17 protein-coding genes and 1 pseudogene are annotated in these 15,661 nt (G+C 58.8%); 13 read left to right on the plus strand and 5 right to left on the minus strand.

Annotated elements, in window-relative coordinates:
• Window positions 1–198: 198 nt before the first annotated feature.
• Complete coding sequence (locus ACZ1HK_RS17140; RefSeq protein WP_472629709.1) at window positions 199–1,095, minus strand: LysR substrate-binding domain-containing protein; 897 nt, start codon at window positions 1,093–1,095, stop codon at window positions 199–201.
• Between the two features lie 98 nt (window positions 1,096–1,193).
• Between ACZ1HK_RS17140 and ACZ1HK_RS17145 the strand changes: the two are divergent.
• The 9 genes and pseudogenes from ACZ1HK_RS17145 to ACZ1HK_RS17185 all read left to right on the plus strand — a co-directional run bounded on the left by ACZ1HK_RS17145 (window position 1,194) and on the right by ACZ1HK_RS17185 (window position 7,962).
• Window positions 1,194–2,406 (plus strand): annotated as a pseudogene (locus ACZ1HK_RS17145) (NAD(P)/FAD-dependent oxidoreductase).
• Entirely contained in the window at window positions 2,406–3,446 is a 1,041-nt protein-coding gene (locus ACZ1HK_RS17150; RefSeq protein WP_472629710.1) for a pyridoxal phosphate-dependent aminotransferase, read from the plus strand. Before ACZ1HK_RS17145 ends, ACZ1HK_RS17150 begins: the two are co-directional and overlap by 1 nt.
• Complete coding sequence (locus tag ACZ1HK_RS17155; RefSeq protein WP_472629711.1) at window positions 3,421–3,618, plus strand: hypothetical protein; 198 nt, start codon at window positions 3,421–3,423, stop codon at window positions 3,616–3,618. Before ACZ1HK_RS17150 ends, ACZ1HK_RS17155 begins: the two co-directional genes overlap by 26 nt.
• Window positions 3,619–3,621: 3 nt before the next feature.
• On the plus strand, window positions 3,622–4,458 hold the full coding sequence (locus ACZ1HK_RS17160) for an NAD-dependent epimerase/dehydratase family protein (RefSeq protein ID WP_472629712.1): 837 nt from the start codon (window positions 3,622–3,624) through the stop codon (window positions 4,456–4,458).
• Between the two features lie 14 nt (window positions 4,459–4,472).
• Window positions 4,473–5,180 (plus strand): SDR family oxidoreductase, encoded by a 708-nt coding sequence (locus ACZ1HK_RS17165; protein ID WP_472629713.1) that lies wholly within the window; start codon window positions 4,473–4,475, stop codon window positions 5,178–5,180.
• A 27-nt stretch (window positions 5,181–5,207) separates the two neighbouring features.
• Window positions 5,208–6,308, plus strand: a complete 1,101-nt coding sequence (locus ACZ1HK_RS17170) for an NADH:flavin oxidoreductase/NADH oxidase (protein WP_472629714.1) — start codon at window positions 5,208–5,210, stop codon at window positions 6,306–6,308.
• Window positions 6,309–6,430: 122 nt separating this feature from the next.
• On the plus strand, window positions 6,431–6,964 hold the full coding sequence (locus ACZ1HK_RS17175; RefSeq protein WP_472629715.1) for a TetR/AcrR family transcriptional regulator: 534 nt from the start codon (window positions 6,431–6,433) through the stop codon (window positions 6,962–6,964).
• Between the two features lie 85 nt (window positions 6,965–7,049).
• On the plus strand, window positions 7,050–7,454 hold the full coding sequence (locus ACZ1HK_RS17180) for a nuclear transport factor 2 family protein (RefSeq protein ID WP_472629716.1): 405 nt from the start codon (window positions 7,050–7,052) through the stop codon (window positions 7,452–7,454).
• A 97-nt stretch (window positions 7,455–7,551) separates the two neighbouring features.
• A complete protein-coding gene (locus ACZ1HK_RS17185) occupies window positions 7,552–7,962 on the plus strand; it encodes a hypothetical protein (protein WP_472629717.1) in 411 nt (136 codons plus the stop codon).
• A 64-nt stretch (window positions 7,963–8,026) separates the two neighbouring features.
• Here ACZ1HK_RS17185 and ACZ1HK_RS17190 read toward each other — a convergent pair whose 3' ends face one another.
• Window positions 8,027–9,094 (minus strand): pyridoxal phosphate-dependent aminotransferase, encoded by a 1,068-nt coding sequence (locus ACZ1HK_RS17190; RefSeq protein WP_472629718.1) that lies wholly within the window; start codon window positions 9,092–9,094, stop codon window positions 8,027–8,029.
• A gap of 100 nt (window positions 9,095–9,194) precedes the next feature.
• Here ACZ1HK_RS17190 and ACZ1HK_RS17195 point away from each other — a divergent pair, with 100 nt between their 5' ends.
• From ACZ1HK_RS17195 to ACZ1HK_RS17210, 4 genes are all read left to right on the plus strand, one after another.
• Entirely contained in the window at window positions 9,195–10,148 is a 954-nt protein-coding gene (locus ACZ1HK_RS17195) for an ornithine cyclodeaminase family protein (protein ID WP_472629719.1), read from the plus strand.
• A 222-nt stretch (window positions 10,149–10,370) separates the two neighbouring features.
• Entirely contained in the window at window positions 10,371–11,366 is a 996-nt protein-coding gene (locus tag ACZ1HK_RS17200; RefSeq protein ID WP_472629720.1) for an MBL fold metallo-hydrolase, read from the plus strand.
• A 146-nt stretch (window positions 11,367–11,512) separates the two neighbouring features.
• On the plus strand, window positions 11,513–12,085 hold the full coding sequence (locus ACZ1HK_RS17205) for a TetR/AcrR family transcriptional regulator (RefSeq protein WP_472629721.1): 573 nt from the start codon (window positions 11,513–11,515) through the stop codon (window positions 12,083–12,085).
• A gap of 850 nt (window positions 12,086–12,935) precedes the next feature.
• The gene (locus tag ACZ1HK_RS17210) at window positions 12,936–13,631 is read left to right on the plus strand and encodes a heparan-alpha-glucosaminide N-acetyltransferase (RefSeq protein WP_472630864.1); all 696 of its coding nucleotides are present in this window, start codon (window positions 12,936–12,938) and stop codon (window positions 13,629–13,631) included.
• 18 nt (window positions 13,632–13,649) lie between these two features.
• On the opposite strand, the gene ACZ1HK_RS17215 is transcribed toward ACZ1HK_RS17210, so the two are convergent.
• The 3 genes from ACZ1HK_RS17215 to ACZ1HK_RS17225 all read right to left on the minus strand — a co-directional run bounded on the left by ACZ1HK_RS17215 (window position 13,650) and on the right by ACZ1HK_RS17225 (window position 15,531).
• On the minus strand, window positions 13,650–14,315 hold the full coding sequence (locus ACZ1HK_RS17215; protein WP_472629722.1) for a hypothetical protein: 666 nt from the start codon (window positions 14,313–14,315) through the stop codon (window positions 13,650–13,652).
• A gap of 136 nt (window positions 14,316–14,451) precedes the next feature.
• Window positions 14,452–15,036 carry a L,D-transpeptidase gene (locus ACZ1HK_RS17220; RefSeq protein ID WP_472629723.1) on the minus strand — a complete coding sequence of 195 codons (585 nt, stop codon included), beginning with the start codon at window positions 15,034–15,036 and terminating at the stop codon, window positions 14,452–14,454.
• Between the two features lie 177 nt (window positions 15,037–15,213).
• Window positions 15,214–15,531 carry a DUF411 domain-containing protein gene (locus ACZ1HK_RS17225; RefSeq protein ID WP_472629724.1) on the minus strand — a complete coding sequence of 106 codons (318 nt, stop codon included), beginning with the start codon at window positions 15,529–15,531 and terminating at the stop codon, window positions 15,214–15,216.
• Window positions 15,532–15,661: the final 130 nt, after the last annotated feature.

Consider the following 15,661-nt stretch of genomic DNA (forward strand, 5'->3'; position numbering starts at 1 on the left):
GTCAAAAGTCCAGTAGCCAGAGACAGATTTCCGCTCGAACCCAGGTTGTCGCGCAAGCGATGCGCGTCGGTCGGGCCAACTGATTTGCGCGACGGAGCTCAGCTCGTCCGTACTTTTCGGTCCCACAGTCTATCTCCTTTGCCGCAATAAGTGGTGCCAAAGGAGAGGCGTCAAACCGCGACACGTCTACAGCGACGATCAAGACCGCACGGCTTTCCTTGTGGTACGACTTGATTGAGTGATCAACCACGCGACCACTACTTGAAGATTAGACGCGGGTTTTGCGGATCTTGGGGTAAGAAGATAAAAGTCCTGACTGGCGATATCGATCGGGGTGCCAACCTCAAGGAGGTCCCCGGAAGCAAGTTCGCGCTCAACCAGAAAACGGCTAACCAGGGCGACGCCCTGTCCAGCTTTGGCGGCATCAATCGCGAGCGCTGATTGGCTCAGTTGCAGCCCATGTCCACCCGCATCTTTGAGCCCAAGGCTCGCCAAGTACTTGGGCCAGAGATTGTGGGAATCGTGGATTTTTGGCAAACGCGGCAATTCAGAAGGTGCGATGGGGACCACACGGGCTCCGATCAAACTGGGTGAGGCGACGGCCACAATCTCTTGTTTGAACAGCAAGGTCGCGTCCAGCGATGCCCCAAAGGGCGGCTGCCCTTGCCGGATCGCCAGATGGATCCCATCGCTGTGGAAGCTGTTGACCCTTTCAGTGGCCAGAATTTCGAGGTCAATTTCCGGGTGCTGAGCAGAGAAACTGGGAAGGTTGGGGATCAGCCATTTGGAGGCAAAACTTGGCGTCACACTGATCAGGACCTTCCCAGAAAGCGGCTGAATACGCTCGGATGCGGCTGTCAGCTTTCCAAACGCCTCCGCCACTTCCGAGTGATAAGTGCGTCCGTTGGATGTGAACACCAAGCCCTTTGAATGACGGTCAAACAGCGAAATGCCTAGGTAGGTCTCGAGGTTTCGCACCTGTTGGGCCACCGCGCCTTGGGTCACGCCAAGCTCGTCCGCCGCCATGCGGAAATTCAGGTGACGACCAGCGGCGTCAAAGGCGCGCAGGCCATTCAAAGGGGGAAGGTGTGCCATGTGACAGTAGTAAATCTACTGTCACAAAAGATCAAATCTAGTGAAGGGATCGCTAATCCCGAAGGTATTTAGAAAGGGAACGACGAAGGAGTCTCACGATGGCGAACCAGCCTCCCCAACATAACCGGTATGACGTCGTGATCATTGGCGGGGCGATTATGGGTGCGTCCGCCGCATGGTTTCTATCGGATGACAAGGATTTCGACGGCAAGGTCTTGGTCGTGGACCGCGATCTGAGCTACGAGAACACCTCGACCATGCACACCAACTCGTGCATGCGGCAGCAGTTCTCGGGCGAGTTGAACGTGCGGATCAGCCAATTCGCGGCGGATTTCGTCAAGAACCTGCCGCGCTACATGGGCAACGACGACCGCGTACCAGAGCTGTCGATCCGGTCGTTCGGCTACATGTATCTGGCCGATACCGAGGCGTTTGCGGACGTGCTGCGCGAAAGCCATCAGGTGCAGCTGGCCGCCGGTGCCGCGACGCAATTGATGACGCCCGATCAGATCAAGGCGGCCTATCCGTTCTACAACGTCGACGACATTGTTCTGGGCTCGATCAACCTGGTCGATGAAGGGCTCTGGGATGCGACAGCGGTGTTCGACTGGTGGCGCAAGTCGGCACGGGAACGCGGAGTGGAATACATCGAGAACGAGGTGATCGAGATCACCAGGAACGCGGCGGGCACCCGCGTGGAAAGCGTGACTCTGAAGTCCGGAGAAGTGATCGCTTGCGGGCAGGTTCTGAACGCGTCCGGCCCCCGCGCGGCACGCACGGCGCAAATGGCCGGGATCGAAGTGCCGGTGGAGCCGCGCAAGCGCTATTCGTGGATCTTCTCGGCGGCGGAACCGCTGGACCGCGACCTGCCGCTGACGATTGACCCTTCCGGCGTGCACGTGCGCGAAAACGGTGGCGGCACGTACCAATGTGGCGGGCATTCGGACATCGACCCTGCCGTGGACTACGATGATTTCCACATGGATCACGGCATCTGGGAAAGCCATGTCTGGCCCATTCTTGCGACCCGCATTCCGCAATTCGAGGCGATCAAAGTGCAGTCCGAATGGGCGGGGCATTACTCGATGAACACCTTCGATCACAACGCGATCATGGGGCCGCATACGGAAGTGGAAAACTTCTACTTCCTTAACGGGTTCTCCGGGCACGGATTGCAGCAATCCCCCGCCATGGGACGCGGCACAGCCGAGATCATGGTGCATGGCGCGTCACAAGACGTTGGACATGTCACAGTTCCATTTTGACCGCATCCCCGCGGGTCGGAAGATCATCGAGAAGGCAGTTATCTGATGAAATACGCGTCCTCCCGCCTCGATCCCGTCAAACCCTCGGCCTCTGCCTGGGTCAGCCAGGCCGCGAAAGAAGCCAAGGCGCGGGGCGAAGATGTCATTGATCTGGGTCTGGGCGAGCCCGATTTCGACACGCCCGCCCATATCGTGGACGCCGCACATCAAGCCGCCTTGCGTGGCGAGACACGGTATCCTCCGACGAATGGCACACTAGAGATGCGCCAAGCCGCTGTGGACAAGCTGCAGCGGGAGAACGCCCTGAGCTATGCGGTGGATGAAGTCATCGTCTCCAACGGCGCCAAGCAGGTCTTGTTCAACGCGATGATGGCGACGCTGGAGCCGGGCGATGAGGTGCTGATGTGCGCGCCGTACTTTGGGCAGTACAAGGACATCGTGCTGATCCTCGGCGGTCAGGCGGTGGCGCTGAAGTGCCCGGCAGAGAATGGCTTTCGCCTGACCCCGCAGCAGCTTGAGGCCGCGATCACGCCCAAGACGCGCTGGATCATGCTGAACCTGCCGTCGAACCCGGCGGGGGCTGTTTACTCCGACGACGATCTGCGTGCGCTCGGCGCAGTCTTGGAACGCCACCCGGACGTCCTGATCCTGTCAGACGAGATTTATGAACACATCCTGTTTGATGGCCGGACGCTCCTGTCTTTCGCGGCGGCAAACCCTTCGCTGAAGCACCGCACGCTAACGGTCAACGGCGTCTCCAAGGCCTATGCGATGACCGGATGGCGGATCGGCTATGGCGCGGGCCCCAAGCCATTGGTCGCGGCCATGACAAAGGTGCAGAGCCAGATTTGCTCGGGCGCGTGCTCGGTTGCGCAGGCCGCGGCAGCCGCCGCGCTGAATGGCCCGCAAGGTGACGTACGCGCGTTCTGCTGTGCCTTTGAGGCACGTCGCGATCTTGTCGTGCAGCGGGTGGCGCGGATCGATGGCCTGACGCTCGACCCGCCCGGCGGTGCCTTCTACGGCCTGATCGGATGCGCGGACCTGATCGGGGCGCAGACGCATGGATGGCGACACACTTGGCGATGATGCCGAGGTCACCGCCCACATCCTGAAGGACGCGGGCATCGCGGCCGTTCCGGGCAGCGCCTACGACCTGTCCCCATTTTTCCGCATTTCAACGGCCGCCTCCATGGAGGTTTTGGGCGAAGCGATGGACCGCATCGCCGCCTCGGTTGCCAAACTCGAAAGAAAGCCCTGAACCATGAAGAAACTCGTTCTGACAGGGGCCGCCGGACGCCTTGGATCCTACCTGCGGGAGCCGATGTCGAAGATGTGCGACGCGCTGGTCTCCACCGATATCGTGGATGATATCGGCACGCTTTATCCCGGTGAAACCTACGCCAAGGGCGATCTGGCGAGCCTGGATGACATGATGCGTGTGCTGGAAGGCGCGGACATGGTCGTTCACATGGGCGCCTATGCCGATGAGGGGCCGTTTGAAAAGTTGCTCGGGCCCAACTTCGTGGGCGCCTACAACATTTGGGAGGCGGCCTATCAGAACGGCCTGCGGCGGGTCGTCTACGGAAGCTCCATCCACGCGGTCGGCATGCACCCGAAGACTGATTTCATCGGAACAGACGTGCGCCATCGCCCTGATACTTTTTATGGCCTCGCCAAGTGTTTCGCCGAGGACCTGGGCTCGATGTATTGGGACAAACGCGGGCTGGAGAGCGTTCACATGCGCATCCTGTCCTGTGCGCAGGTCACCAATGCGCGCGCGCTGGGGTCGTGGCTGTCCTACGATGATTTGATCCAGCTGGTGCAGCGCTGCATTGAGACCCCGACAACGGGTTTCTCCGTCGTCTACGGCGTGTCCGACAACGACCGCGCGCCGGTGGACAATGCGAAGGCCAGCTTTCTGGGCTATCGTCCCAAGGACAACGCCGAACAATTCGCGCCAGAGATTTTGGCCGAGACCGAACCGATGGACACCCAGGACCCCGGCAACATGTGCCACGGCGGACCCTTCGCGGCGGTCGCGCTTGGCAACAGCGGCGTGGCCACCATGAACATCATCGACGACACCAAGAAAACCTGAAGGGAGGGCACGATATGTCCGACGCAAAAGTAGCACTGATCACTGCAGGTGGCTCTGGCATGGGTGCGGATTCTGCACGCGCGCTGGCCGCAGATGGCTTCAAGGTCGGCATCCTGTCGTCTTCGGGCAAGGGTGAGGCCTTGGCCAAGGAGCTTGGCGGCGTGGGCATCACGGGCACCAACAAATCCGAGGATGATCTGAAAAAGCTGGTCGATGCCGCGATGGGGCATTGGGGCCGCGTGGACGTGCTGGTGAACTCGGCGGGCCACGGCCCTCGCGCGCCAGTGTTGGAGCTGACGGACGCGGATTGGCACGAAGGGATGGAGGTCTACTTCCTCAACGCCGTGCGGTCTTCGCGTTTGGTGACGCCGATCATGCAAGCCCAAGGCGGCGGCGCGATCATCAACATCTCGACCTTTGCGGCGTTCGAGCCGAACCCGGTCTTCCCAACCTCCGGCGTGATGCGCGCGGGTCTCGCCGCGTTCTCCAAGCTTTTCGCGGACAAATACGCGGCCGAGAACATCCGCATGAACAACGTGCTGCCTGGCTTCATCGACAGCCTGCCCGAGAAGGAAGAATTCCGGTCCATGATCCCGATGGGGCGCTATGGCAATTCCCTGAACGAGATTGCCAGCGTGGTTGCGTTCCTGGCGTCAGAAGGTGGCGCTTATATCACCGGACAAAACATTCGCGTGGATGGCGGGATCACGCGGTCCGTTTAAGGCAACACCTCCACCTGGGAAACTCACATGACCAACTCGCTCTTTTCACCGCTGCGCATCAACGGCGTGACCTTCAAGAACCGCATCGGGATGTCGCCGATGTGTCAGTACAGCTCGACCGATGGCGTGGCGAGCGATTGGCACATGGTTCATCTGGGCGCGCGCGCGGTGGGTGGTGTGGGTTTCATCATGGCGGAATGTACCGCCGTGTCGCCCACCGGGCGGATCTCAGCGGGGTGTGCGGGGCTGTGGAATGACGCGCAGGTCGAAGCGCTCAAGCCTATCGTGGCGTTTCAACGGAGTTTCGGCGCCGTGACAGGTACGCAGATTTCGCATTCTGGCCGCAAGGGCAGTGCCGCCACGGCGTTGGAGGGTGGCAGTCATCTGGATGCCAGGGACCCTACGGGCTGGGAGACCGTAGGGCCGACAGCCGACGCATTTGACCCCGACGGCACGCGTCTTTGGAAGGCCCCTCGGGCATTGTCTGTGGACGAAATACAGGAGATCCAAGGCCAATTCGTTCATTCCGCCAAGCTAGCCCTGGACGTTGGGTATGACCTTCTGGAAGTGCACTGTGCGCACGGATATCTGCTGCATTCCTTCCTGACACCCTTGGTGAACACGCGCGAGGATGCCTACGGCGGCGATCTGAAGGCGCGCGCGCGGTTTCTGTTGGAGGTCGTTGAAAAGGTCCGCGCCGTTTGGCCTGCGGAGAAAATCCTGTCGGTGCGCCTGTCTGTCGTTGATTTCGCGGAAGGCGGCCTGTCGCTGGAAGACACGGCGCAGGTGGGTTTGTGGCTGAAAGATCTGGGCGTTGACGTGCTGGATTGCTCAGGCGGCGGCGCGGTTCCCGCGGCACGCGGTGCGATCGGCAACAGAACGGCCGAGCAACCGGACATGGCCGGTGTCATCCGGGCGGCGACAGGGCTCCCCGTCATGGCGGTCGGTGGCATCACAGATGCGGCGCAGGCGGATGGCTTAGTCGCCGCGTCCAAGGCCGATGTCGTATTGCTGGGGCGTGAGATGATGCGCGATCCGCATTGGGCATTCCGATCGGCAAAAGAGCTCGGCGTTGATCCGCGCCACGTGCTGGCCGAGCAATACGGGTTTTTCGTGGGCGCGTCCTAGGCTGACGCGCTGTCCTCCCAAGACTCCGGCCCTCGTCTCTGGGGCCGCAACCATTCTGTCTTGCTTGAATGCTCCAACCGACATAGATGTAGGTAAATATTCTCCTCCTGAGGATCACCCCTGTGTCCGATACCCGCACCCGCATTCTTGACCTGGCAAATCAGCTTACACAGTCCAAGGGCTTCAACGGGTTCAGCTACCTCGACCTTGCAGCCGAGATTGGCATCAAGAATTCGAGCATTCACTATCACTTCAAGGCCAAGTCGGACCTCGCCCACGCCATGGTCGAACGGCACCGCAAGACAACGGCGGAGTCCTTTGCGCAACTCGACCACCAACTGACGCGGCCACAGGACCGCCTGAAGGCGGTAATTCAGTATTTTGAGGACGATTTGCGGGAAGGGAAAATCTGCCTGTGCGGAATGATGGCGGCAGAATTTGAGTCGATCAGCGTGGAAGTGCGGCGCGAACTTGCGCTCTATTTCCGTGGGTTTCAGGATTGGCTGTCTAAGCAGTTCTCCGAAATGGACCATCCGAATCCACCGCTGGCGGCACTGCGATTTCTGAGCGCCCTGGAAGGCGCTTTGCTGCTCGCCCGGCTGCAAGGGGACGTTACGATCGTAGGTCAGGCGCTTGACGAATTCGTGAACGGATGACGTTCATTTCGCACTTGCATCTACATACATGTAGGTAGATATGTTATGCACAACGAACATAGCACCCTCATCTTGGAGATATACCATGACCACCCTGACCCAAATCACCGAAGCGGACGAGGTCCACAGCTTTGCCGAGTACAAAGCCGTTGAGGCGGCGCTGAAGCCCTACATCGACGCAGCGAGTTCCGGCGACGGTGCCCTGTCGCGCAGCGCCTTTATGGACCACGCCCATATCGTCGGCTCTGTCGCTGGTACATATTACGATATGGACGCCGACACATTCGGAGGCGCCGTGTCCGAGGGTGGCCCGGCCCCTGACGTGCAAAGCCACATCGCTTGGATCAATGTCTCGGGCCCTGCGGCTGCCGCGCGGGTCGAGTTCCTGAACTGGGGCGGCATGCGCTACACGGACTTTTTTGTGCTCTACAAGAAAGACGGCGTCTGGAAAATCAGCAGCAAGGTCTACGATTCCCACGCCAAGAACTAAGCTCAGCAAGGACTGAACTCTCCCCAGCCCTCCCTGCCTCGGGGCGGCGTGAACGCGCGCTGCCGTGCGAAAATCCACACCTCAAGGAACTTCAACAATGACCTTCAATGAAGCTGTTGCCGTGCATGCCCCCGCCTGGGTCGGCATTTGGCTCAACATTTTGCTCCTGGGCGCAATCGTGTTGCCATTGGCGCTGTTTATCTGGAAATCAACGCGTCTGACCGCGCTTTTCACCCTGATTGCCGGAGTGGTCGGCGTGGCCGGTGTGATGGTGCTCTACCAGCAGCTGGGCTACGTCAAATTGCTCGGACTGCCCCATATCATTGCCTGGACGCCGCTGGTGATCTACCTGGTCTACAAGTTGCGAACTGCGGAGCTTGGCCGCGCGCCCCAGGTCATCATCGGCATCGCCATCGCGACAATCACAACCTCGCTGGCATTCGATTACGTTGACGTGCTGCGCTACATCGCCGGTGAACGGACACCGCTTGTGATGCCCGCCTCGTAATAGCGCACAAGAGACGCATTTTGAGGGGCGCAGAGCAGGTCTGCGCCCTTTTGCATGACCCGGCCTATTTCAGATTCCGGGATAGATGCGCATCAAGCGCGGCCAACCCTTCATCAAGGTCTGCGCGACCAAACCCCAGCCGCAGGCGATCCGTCGGGGTCGGCCCGAGATCGGACGAATAGATCGTGCTGGGAAGGAACAGAACACCGCTTTCCTCGACCAGCGAGGTGCAGAATGCCTCAACCCCATCCCGCCCCTTATAGCGCGGAAACGCCATGCAAGACCCGTCGGGGCGGTGCCAGTCGAACAGGTCCGGATAGCGGGCAAAGAAGGCGTCCCACTTCGGCAGGTTCTCATCCACAATGGCACAATTGCGCGCAAGGATGCGGTCCTTGTTACTGAGCGCGATCATCGTCAACCGTTCGCTGGGGCCCGAGTTGCAGATCGACAGGTAATGCTTCAAGCGCTCCATCTTAGAAATGATCTCGGCATCTTGGCAGGCTATCCATCCGATCCGCAGCCCCGGCAGGCCGAAAGATTTCGACATCACGTTGAGCGACAGGCCGCGCTCATAGACATCTGCGATGAAAGGCAGGTGCCGGGCGCCGGTTTCCCCTAATCCGTTGAAAATCTCGTCATGCAGGATGTAGATGCCGTGCTTTCGGCACAGCTCAACCAAGGCCATGTAGCGGTCCAGCGGCAGGATCGCGCCGGTGGGGTTGTGGGGGAAATTGATCGTGACAAGCCGAGTGTTCGGTCGGATCGCGGCGGCGACGCGGTCAATGTCCAGCGACCAATTGTCGTCCGGATCCAGCGGCACGCCCGTCGCCTCACAAATCGCAACGGGGAGCGTCTCGTGGGATTGGTAGTTCGGCGTGACAACGATCGCGTGGCTGTCTTGATCGAGGATCACCTGATTGGCCGCAAAAATACCCTCGCTGGCGCCAGCAAAGCAAAGAATGTCCGATGCCGTCTGCCGCCGGTAGGTCTTACTTATCTTCTCACGCAGATCGGGCGCGCCGAAGGTTTCGGTGTATCCGAGCCACATCTCTTCAAACGCCTCGCGCTCATCCGGCGTGGCCATTGCCAAAAGATCGCGCATCGACATGGCTTCGGCGTCCGAGGCGGTCATGTGATAACGCGCCTTGAATTCCCACTTGGAGAAATGCGTTTCCAGTCGAAAATCAGGCAATGTCGGCATAGGGTTACGGCACCTGTGTCGGAGTTCCCGCATGATTAGCTTAACGCGCCCAGAAATCGAAGCGCTTATCGATCTACGCGCGGTCGCGCCTGCGATAGAACACGCCTACCGCGCCACCCGCCTCGGCGACGTCAACTTGCCGCCTGTTGGGCACATCACTTTTCCAGAGAACGGCGGGGACTGCCACCTCAAGTATGGGCACCTGAAAGGGGACCGCACTTTCGTGATCAAGGTGGCGACCGGATTTCCCCGGAATGACCAACTTGGTTTGCCCAATGGCAACGGGATCGTCTTGGTGATCTCGGCCGAAACTGGCGCGGTTCAGGCGATGCTGCATGATGAGATGGTGCTTACCGATATTCGAACGGGCATTGGCGGTGCCATTGCCAGCCGGACTTTGGCGCGGCCGGGTAGTCGAACCGCTCTGATTGTTGGTACGGGCACACAGGCGCGTCGCCAAATCGAAGCGCATGCCGCATTGATGCCGGGCATGTCCTTTCGCGTTTGGGGTCGGGATGCCGAGAAGGCGGCAAGGCTTGCAGGCGACATGTCTGACATATGTGCCGTGACGCTTGCGCCAAACCTACAGACCGCAGTCCAACAGGCGGACATTGTGGTCACCGCCACCGGATCGACCAAATTCATCCTCCCGTCCGACTGGGTGCAACCGGGTACACATATTACCGCCGTTGGGGCGGACGCTCCGGGCAAGCAGGAGTTGGACGTGGCCCTGATTGCGCGTGCGGACATCTTGGCCGTTGATCTGACATCGCAGTGCCTGGACCATGGCGAGGTTTCTCACGCGGCCCGAAGCGGGTTGATCGAGACGGCGGATCTGATCGAGATCGGCACTTTGCTGCGCGCGCCGGAACTTGGGCGGAGCGACAATGAGCAAATCACAATCGCTGATCTGACGGGAATTGCCGCACAGGACATTGCGATGGCGAACGCCGTGCTTAAAACGTGGCGAGACAGACAGCTGTAGGTTGGGCCGGGAAAGCTGGTTGGACAGCGGGCGGTGACAACGGATTCTGAGCGGATTCCGCAAAGACCTAATGCGCCCTAAGAGACTGATTAATAGACACGATATCCGCGCTCACGGAAGCGTTACGCGCATCTTTCGTATTTCGATTGTCAAATAAGACGACCGGTCGTATTCAAATGATACACAGATGAACCGTCAACTTAACCCAATAGGAACGCTCCCATGTCTGGTACCTCCCATTCCCTCCTCAACCGCCGTTCATTCCTGTCCAGCTCTGCAACTGTGGCACTGGCAGGCGCCGCGCCGTCTTCGTTGGTGATGCCTGCGCACGCGGCCACGCCCATCGCCGGCACGCAACTTCCTCAGGTGTATCGCCGCCGTCTTGGTGCCTATGAGATCACCGTTCTCGGCGATGGCTACCTCGACCTGCCGCACGAGATCTGGGCGGACCTCAGCCCCGAAGATCTCGACGGCTATCTGACAGACGCATTTGTGCCCACCGGGTCCATGCGCAACGGCGTGAATGCCTATCTGATCAACACAGGCGAGAAGTTGATCCTGGTGGACAGTGGCGCACGTGATCTTTTCGGCCCGAACGCGGGTCTGTTGCCTTCGAACCTTGCCGCCATTGGCGTGCAGCCGGAAGACATCGACAGAGTCCTCGTGACACACATCCACCCCGACCACATCGCGGGCCTTTTCACCACCGAGGGTCAAATCACCGTGCCCAACGCCGAGGTGTTCGTTGACGCGGCTGACCTCAATTACTGGACCAGCGAGGTGGAGCAGGCCCAAGCGCTTGAAATGACGCGTCCATGGTTCGACATCGCGCGCCAATGGCAGTCTGTCTACGATGGCCGCATCTCCACGTTTACGGGTGAGACCGATCTTGGTGACGGCATCTCGTCCTTCCCGCTGCCGGGCCACACACCGGGCCACACGGGCCTGCGCGTCGAAAGCGAAGGCGAAACCCTTCTTATCCTCGGCGACGCCGTGATCAGCGCGGCCGTGCAGTTCGCCAACCCCGAAGCGTCCGCCATTTGGGACACGAACACGGAACAGGGCATCCAGTCTCGGCGCACGATCTTTGATCTTGCTGCCCATGAGCGCACCTTGGTGACAGCAACGCACCTGCCGTTCCCGTCCTTTGGCTACGTCGACCGACGCGCCGATGGGGGCTTCCATTGGGTTCCCGAAGAATGGCGCTACGCGACCTGAACGAAATTGGGCGCCGGTTCTGCTGGCGCCCGCCTTCATCCCTTCAAGCGAATTTGCGCTCGTCACCCTTGGACGCGACCGTATAAAGCAGCAGGCGGGTGCGGGTTAGGACCTTCGAGCACCCGACCACCAAAGGGAAACGATCGATGCCAAGACCAAGCAACAAAGACCAAATCGTCCAATCCGGTTTGGCTGTCTTTCATGAGTTCGGTTACCACGCGAGTGGCGTCCAAGCCGTCGTTGACCACGCGGGCGTTCCCAAAGGCTCTTTCTACAACCACTTCAAAAGCAAGGATGAATTGGGGCTCGAAGTCCTCGGCGTGTATTGGGCGAAATCCGAAGATATGCGTGCCGCGCTCAGAGATTCCGCGCAACCACCCCTTGATCGCATTGAAGCGCACCTAGAGGCCTTCAGCGTCACCCAAAGCGGTTGTTTGGTGGGAAACTTCACCAGCGAAATGGCGAACGAGCCGCAATTTCGAGAGGCGCTTCGTGAGGTCTATGAAAGTTGGATCGCAGATTTCGAAGCCTGCATCACAGAGGGCCAAAATGACGGAAGCATTCGCGTTGATGAGACTGCAAAAGTTTTGGCGGAATTTGTTGTGACCGCGCTGGAGGGCTCCGTCCTGAAACGCAAACTTGAAGACGACGATCAAGCTCTCGTCAATTTCCGGAAAACTATGTTGTTGTTCTTAAGCGCAAATAGTGCGTCGGACTAATTCTGGCTTGCTGATGTGAAAGGGAGAAGTGAGAACGAGCGTCACCTTCCGAAACACCTACTCGACACTGGCAACATTGTGGCTCTCCAAAAGTGTAGCCTTTGCGGGAACCCGGTTCATGCGAGAGACTTCATCCAAAGTGTGTGCGCCGCAATGCTCGAAGTGCGGAGCCGCATTGGCTCTCAATCCGACGCGTTCTTGGCCACCCGCTTTTTCTGCAAAAATCGAACGCAAGGTCTGGTTTCGTAGGCGATTCAAGCACAGACATTTCAGGTTCAACGTAAAGCTTCGTAAGCTTCGCCATGGGAGGTTGTTCGTTTTTGCGGCGACAACGATAGCTCTCATTGTCCGCTTCCCACCCACTCCTTCCGTAACTTTCATGCAGCTTCGTAGCACCGACGTCGGTGATCGGCGGTGAATAGGCCGTGGTTGAAATGCAACGGAAGTGCGACACTCACCTGGTATTCTTTGCGTACTCCTGCCGCAAAACCCAGCACGAAAAAGCTGACAGAAACCCGGTGCGTTTACAATGCGTCGGAACAGTAAACCGACGCCTTTGAGAAACGGTAGCGGAGGAGCGCTACCACCAATCCCCCCGAGACTTCTCAGCGAAGTTTCTGATTGAGCTGTAATATCTGCTCATTTGGGCAGTTCTGTTGATTTGTTGCTGGCGTTTAGTCCCGCCGGTGAGTGCTTTCTTGAAAACCTTGCAGTGAGGGATGGTAGCGAAATCGGAATTGGGCGACTATTGCGCAAGCAGAGAGGATCCTTCTTCCAAGATGTTTGTGACCGCAACAAAGCGAAGTGAGCTTGCCAGTGATCACGGGGGGGCAAGCCCAGGATACTTGTTCTGGATATTGCTAGGGTCGTTGCGCTACTGGCGATGGTCGTTTTCCACTTTGTCTTTGATCTTGAGGTTTTCGGTCACGTTTCTGCTGGAACGACCGGCTCAGGTTTTTGGCGCGGGGTCGCGGTGTTCTCGGCGAGTTCTTTTGTGTTTCTGGCCGGAGTTGGTTTGTGGCTTTCGCACAGACACGGCATTCGATGGGCTGCGTTTGGTAGGCGTCTCGCCATCCTCCTGATCGCAGCGGCGGCTGTATCCTTCGCTACCTACGTCGTCTTTCCCGATCAGTTCGTCTTTTTCGGCATCCTTCATTCGATTGCATTGTGCAGCATCCTGGGCCTCGCATTTCTGCGGCTGCCTGTCCTCATCATAGCGGTGTTGGCCGTTGTGGTCTTCGTTGCACCCAATTTTGCGACGTCGACCGCGTTTGACTCGCCTTGGCTCTGGTGGACTGGACTGCAGACTGTTCCATTGCGGACAGTGGATTATGAGCCGATCTTTCCCTGGTTCGCGGCGTTCCTTGCGGGCATGGCTGTTGCCAAGCTCGCGTCGCATCTGGGCCTGTGGGAAATGCTTTCAACCAATACGTCATACCGTGGCTTCGGCGCATTGACGTTTTTCGGGCGCCATACACTTATCGTGTACCTCATCCACCAACCGATACTGATTTCGGTAGTCTGGGCTGGAACCATACTGTTCTAGGGGCACGTGCGCGCTTTGCTATTGAACGAGACGGGCGACGGTTCCTAGAGCGAGGGTCATGGCGACAAGGGCGACAAAGGTCACAGAAAACGCGGCGACGATGGGCCATATCCAAGGCTCGTGAACTGCCACTTTCGTAGTTTTTGCGGGTGCAGCCGATGTTGAACAGACCTGCAATGCCCGAACATAGAGTGGCATAGCGGGCAGAAGCACCGAGTAGAGATAGACGCCTGACAGGTTTTCGAGGAATGCGGACCGCTCCAACGTCGGAAAAACGACCCTCATGCCTTGGACCCGATCGCCTCCGAACGATCCGTAGACATCGGCCGACAAGGCGTAGATCACGATATGAAGAACGACAAAAAGAATTGGCCGGAGTAGTGCGTCCAAGGCTATGTACCGGGCGCCAAGCGACCTCCGTTCAGAGAAGGTCGCGAAGAGGAAGAAGGCCGCATAGTTCACGGCAAAGATGACAGGCAGACCGTTCGTCAGCAATTGCCGGATCAAGCGCGCCCGTGCAGCTGGCATGCTAACGAGCGTTTCCCAGAAGGCGGCAGGGGAGGTTGCGATATAGATTGGCACCAATGCGAGACAGGGCACAAGGCTGACCAGCAGGCATTTCCACGCAAATGTGGAGAAGGGAATTTGCGTGCGAAAATGGCGCTCTGGTGGCCAGAGCGCCATCTACGAGTTCAATCCATATTCAAGGGGCACGTCGTTCTTTGATGGTAGGCGTATGCGAAACTTCAACTGAAAGCGCCGCGGTCTGATGGGTCACGCAGGTGCATAGAGTGTGATTCGAGTGCCAATGGGAACCTCTTCATAGAGCCTGCATGACATGATCGTTTACCAGTCTGACACATCCTGACGACGCTGCCGTTCCGATTGTCCACGGCTGCGGTGTTCCATGGACCCGAAGATATGTATCGCGCCCTGCCGCATCGTACATGTAAAGGGCGCGTGCACCCAATGGGTTGTCAGGCCCGCCAGGAACTCCACCGGCATATGGTCCATAGACCTCTGGCTCGCGTGCAATCATGTTGGCTGTTGGCGTCCAAGATGGCCATTCAACCTTGCGGCGGATCGTGTAAGTGCCCGGCGACTGAAGCCCCGAACGGCCAACGGCCACGCCATAGCGCATCGCCGTTCCGTCGTTTCCTATGTGATAGAGATACTTGGCAATCGGGTCCACATGGAGCGATCCTGGTTCAAGGCCATCACGATGGGTGACGCGCGTTGGCATAAAGCGCGGGTTCAAGCCCCAAGGATTGTTTGCGTTCGGATCAGCGTCAGGACGCACGACTGTATCGTCAAAGCCAACAGCATCCTGGGCGATTGCAGGCGCTGCAAGCAATACGCCGGCAGCGCAAAGAGATCCTGCCGCAAATGTCCGGCGATCCATCATATCGTCTACCTCTTCGCACCATGACTATTGCGGCTATGACTACCCGCTAATGCCCATGTAACGAAGCTTACATACTTCACAAATCCCTCAAGATTTGCGGGCTCGGGCCGCCCCTTTTGTTCGTCGAAGTATACATGGCCGTGATAGCGACCCGAACGACGGGAACGCGCGCCAGCGTCATGCGTGGCTTTGAAAGACCGTAGTTGTGCCATCGCGCGCGACCAGCAGCGTTTCGAACGCATCTACGCGTCCGCCCATTTCCATCCCGGGCGATCCCGCCGGCATACCGGGCACAGCGATCCCGAGCGCGTCTGGCGCCGTTTCAACCAAGCGCATGATGTCGGATGCAGGAACATGCCCTTCAACGAAGTATCCGTTGATTTCAGCCGTGTGACAGCCAGCCGCTGTTTCTGGCACGCCAAGCTGGGCTTTCAGGGTCCATAGATCATCCTGATCCATTTCGATCATCGTGACATCAAATCCAGAATCCAACATGTGTTGAGCCCATGCCCCGCAGCAGCCGCAAGTTGGTGAACGGTGCACCGTCAGTCGCAACGGTGTGGCCCACGCAGCCGTGGAAAGCAGGGGCAGGGTAAGTGCGGCAGCAACAAAGGTTCGACGGTCC

The sequence above is a fragment of the Gymnodinialimonas sp. JB5-7 genome (assembly GCF_055693405.1).

Excerpts from the sequence above, each read along its gene's own strand:
- ACZ1HK_RS17140 (WP_472629709.1), bottom strand. The coding sequence starts at position 1,095 with ATGGCACACCTTCCCCCTTTGAATGGCCTGCGCGCCTTTGACGCCGCT.
- ACZ1HK_RS17150 (WP_472629710.1), top strand. The coding sequence starts at position 2,406 with ATGAAATACGCGTCCTCCCGCCTCGATCCCGTCAAACCCTCGGCCTCT.
- ACZ1HK_RS17155 (WP_472629711.1), top strand. The coding sequence starts at position 3,421 with ATGGATGGCGACACACTTGGCGATGATGCCGAGGTCACCGCCCACATC.
- ACZ1HK_RS17160 (WP_472629712.1), top strand. The coding sequence starts at position 3,622 with ATGAAGAAACTCGTTCTGACAGGGGCCGCCGGACGCCTTGGATCCTAC.
- ACZ1HK_RS17165 (WP_472629713.1), top strand. The coding sequence starts at position 4,473 with ATGTCCGACGCAAAAGTAGCACTGATCACTGCAGGTGGCTCTGGCATG.
- ACZ1HK_RS17170 (WP_472629714.1), top strand. The coding sequence starts at position 5,208 with ATGACCAACTCGCTCTTTTCACCGCTGCGCATCAACGGCGTGACCTTC.
- ACZ1HK_RS17180 (WP_472629716.1), top strand. The coding sequence starts at position 7,050 with ATGACCACCCTGACCCAAATCACCGAAGCGGACGAGGTCCACAGCTTT.
- ACZ1HK_RS17185 (WP_472629717.1), top strand. The coding sequence starts at position 7,552 with ATGACCTTCAATGAAGCTGTTGCCGTGCATGCCCCCGCCTGGGTCGGC.
- ACZ1HK_RS17190 (WP_472629718.1), bottom strand. The coding sequence starts at position 9,094 with ATGACCGCCTCGGACGCCGAAGCCATGTCGATGCGCGATCTTTTGGCA.
- ACZ1HK_RS17195 (WP_472629719.1), top strand. The coding sequence starts at position 9,195 with ATGATTAGCTTAACGCGCCCAGAAATCGAAGCGCTTATCGATCTACGC.
- ACZ1HK_RS17200 (WP_472629720.1), top strand. The coding sequence starts at position 10,371 with ATGTCTGGTACCTCCCATTCCCTCCTCAACCGCCGTTCATTCCTGTCC.
- ACZ1HK_RS17205 (WP_472629721.1), top strand. The coding sequence starts at position 11,513 with ATGCCAAGACCAAGCAACAAAGACCAAATCGTCCAATCCGGTTTGGCT.
- ACZ1HK_RS17215 (WP_472629722.1), bottom strand. The coding sequence starts at position 14,315 with ATGGCGCTCTGGCCACCAGAGCGCCATTTTCGCACGCAAATTCCCTTC.
- ACZ1HK_RS17220 (WP_472629723.1), bottom strand. The coding sequence starts at position 15,036 with ATGATGGATCGCCGGACATTTGCGGCAGGATCTCTTTGCGCTGCCGGC.
- ACZ1HK_RS17225 (WP_472629724.1), bottom strand. The coding sequence starts at position 15,531 with ATGTTGGATTCTGGATTTGATGTCACGATGATCGAAATGGATCAGGAT.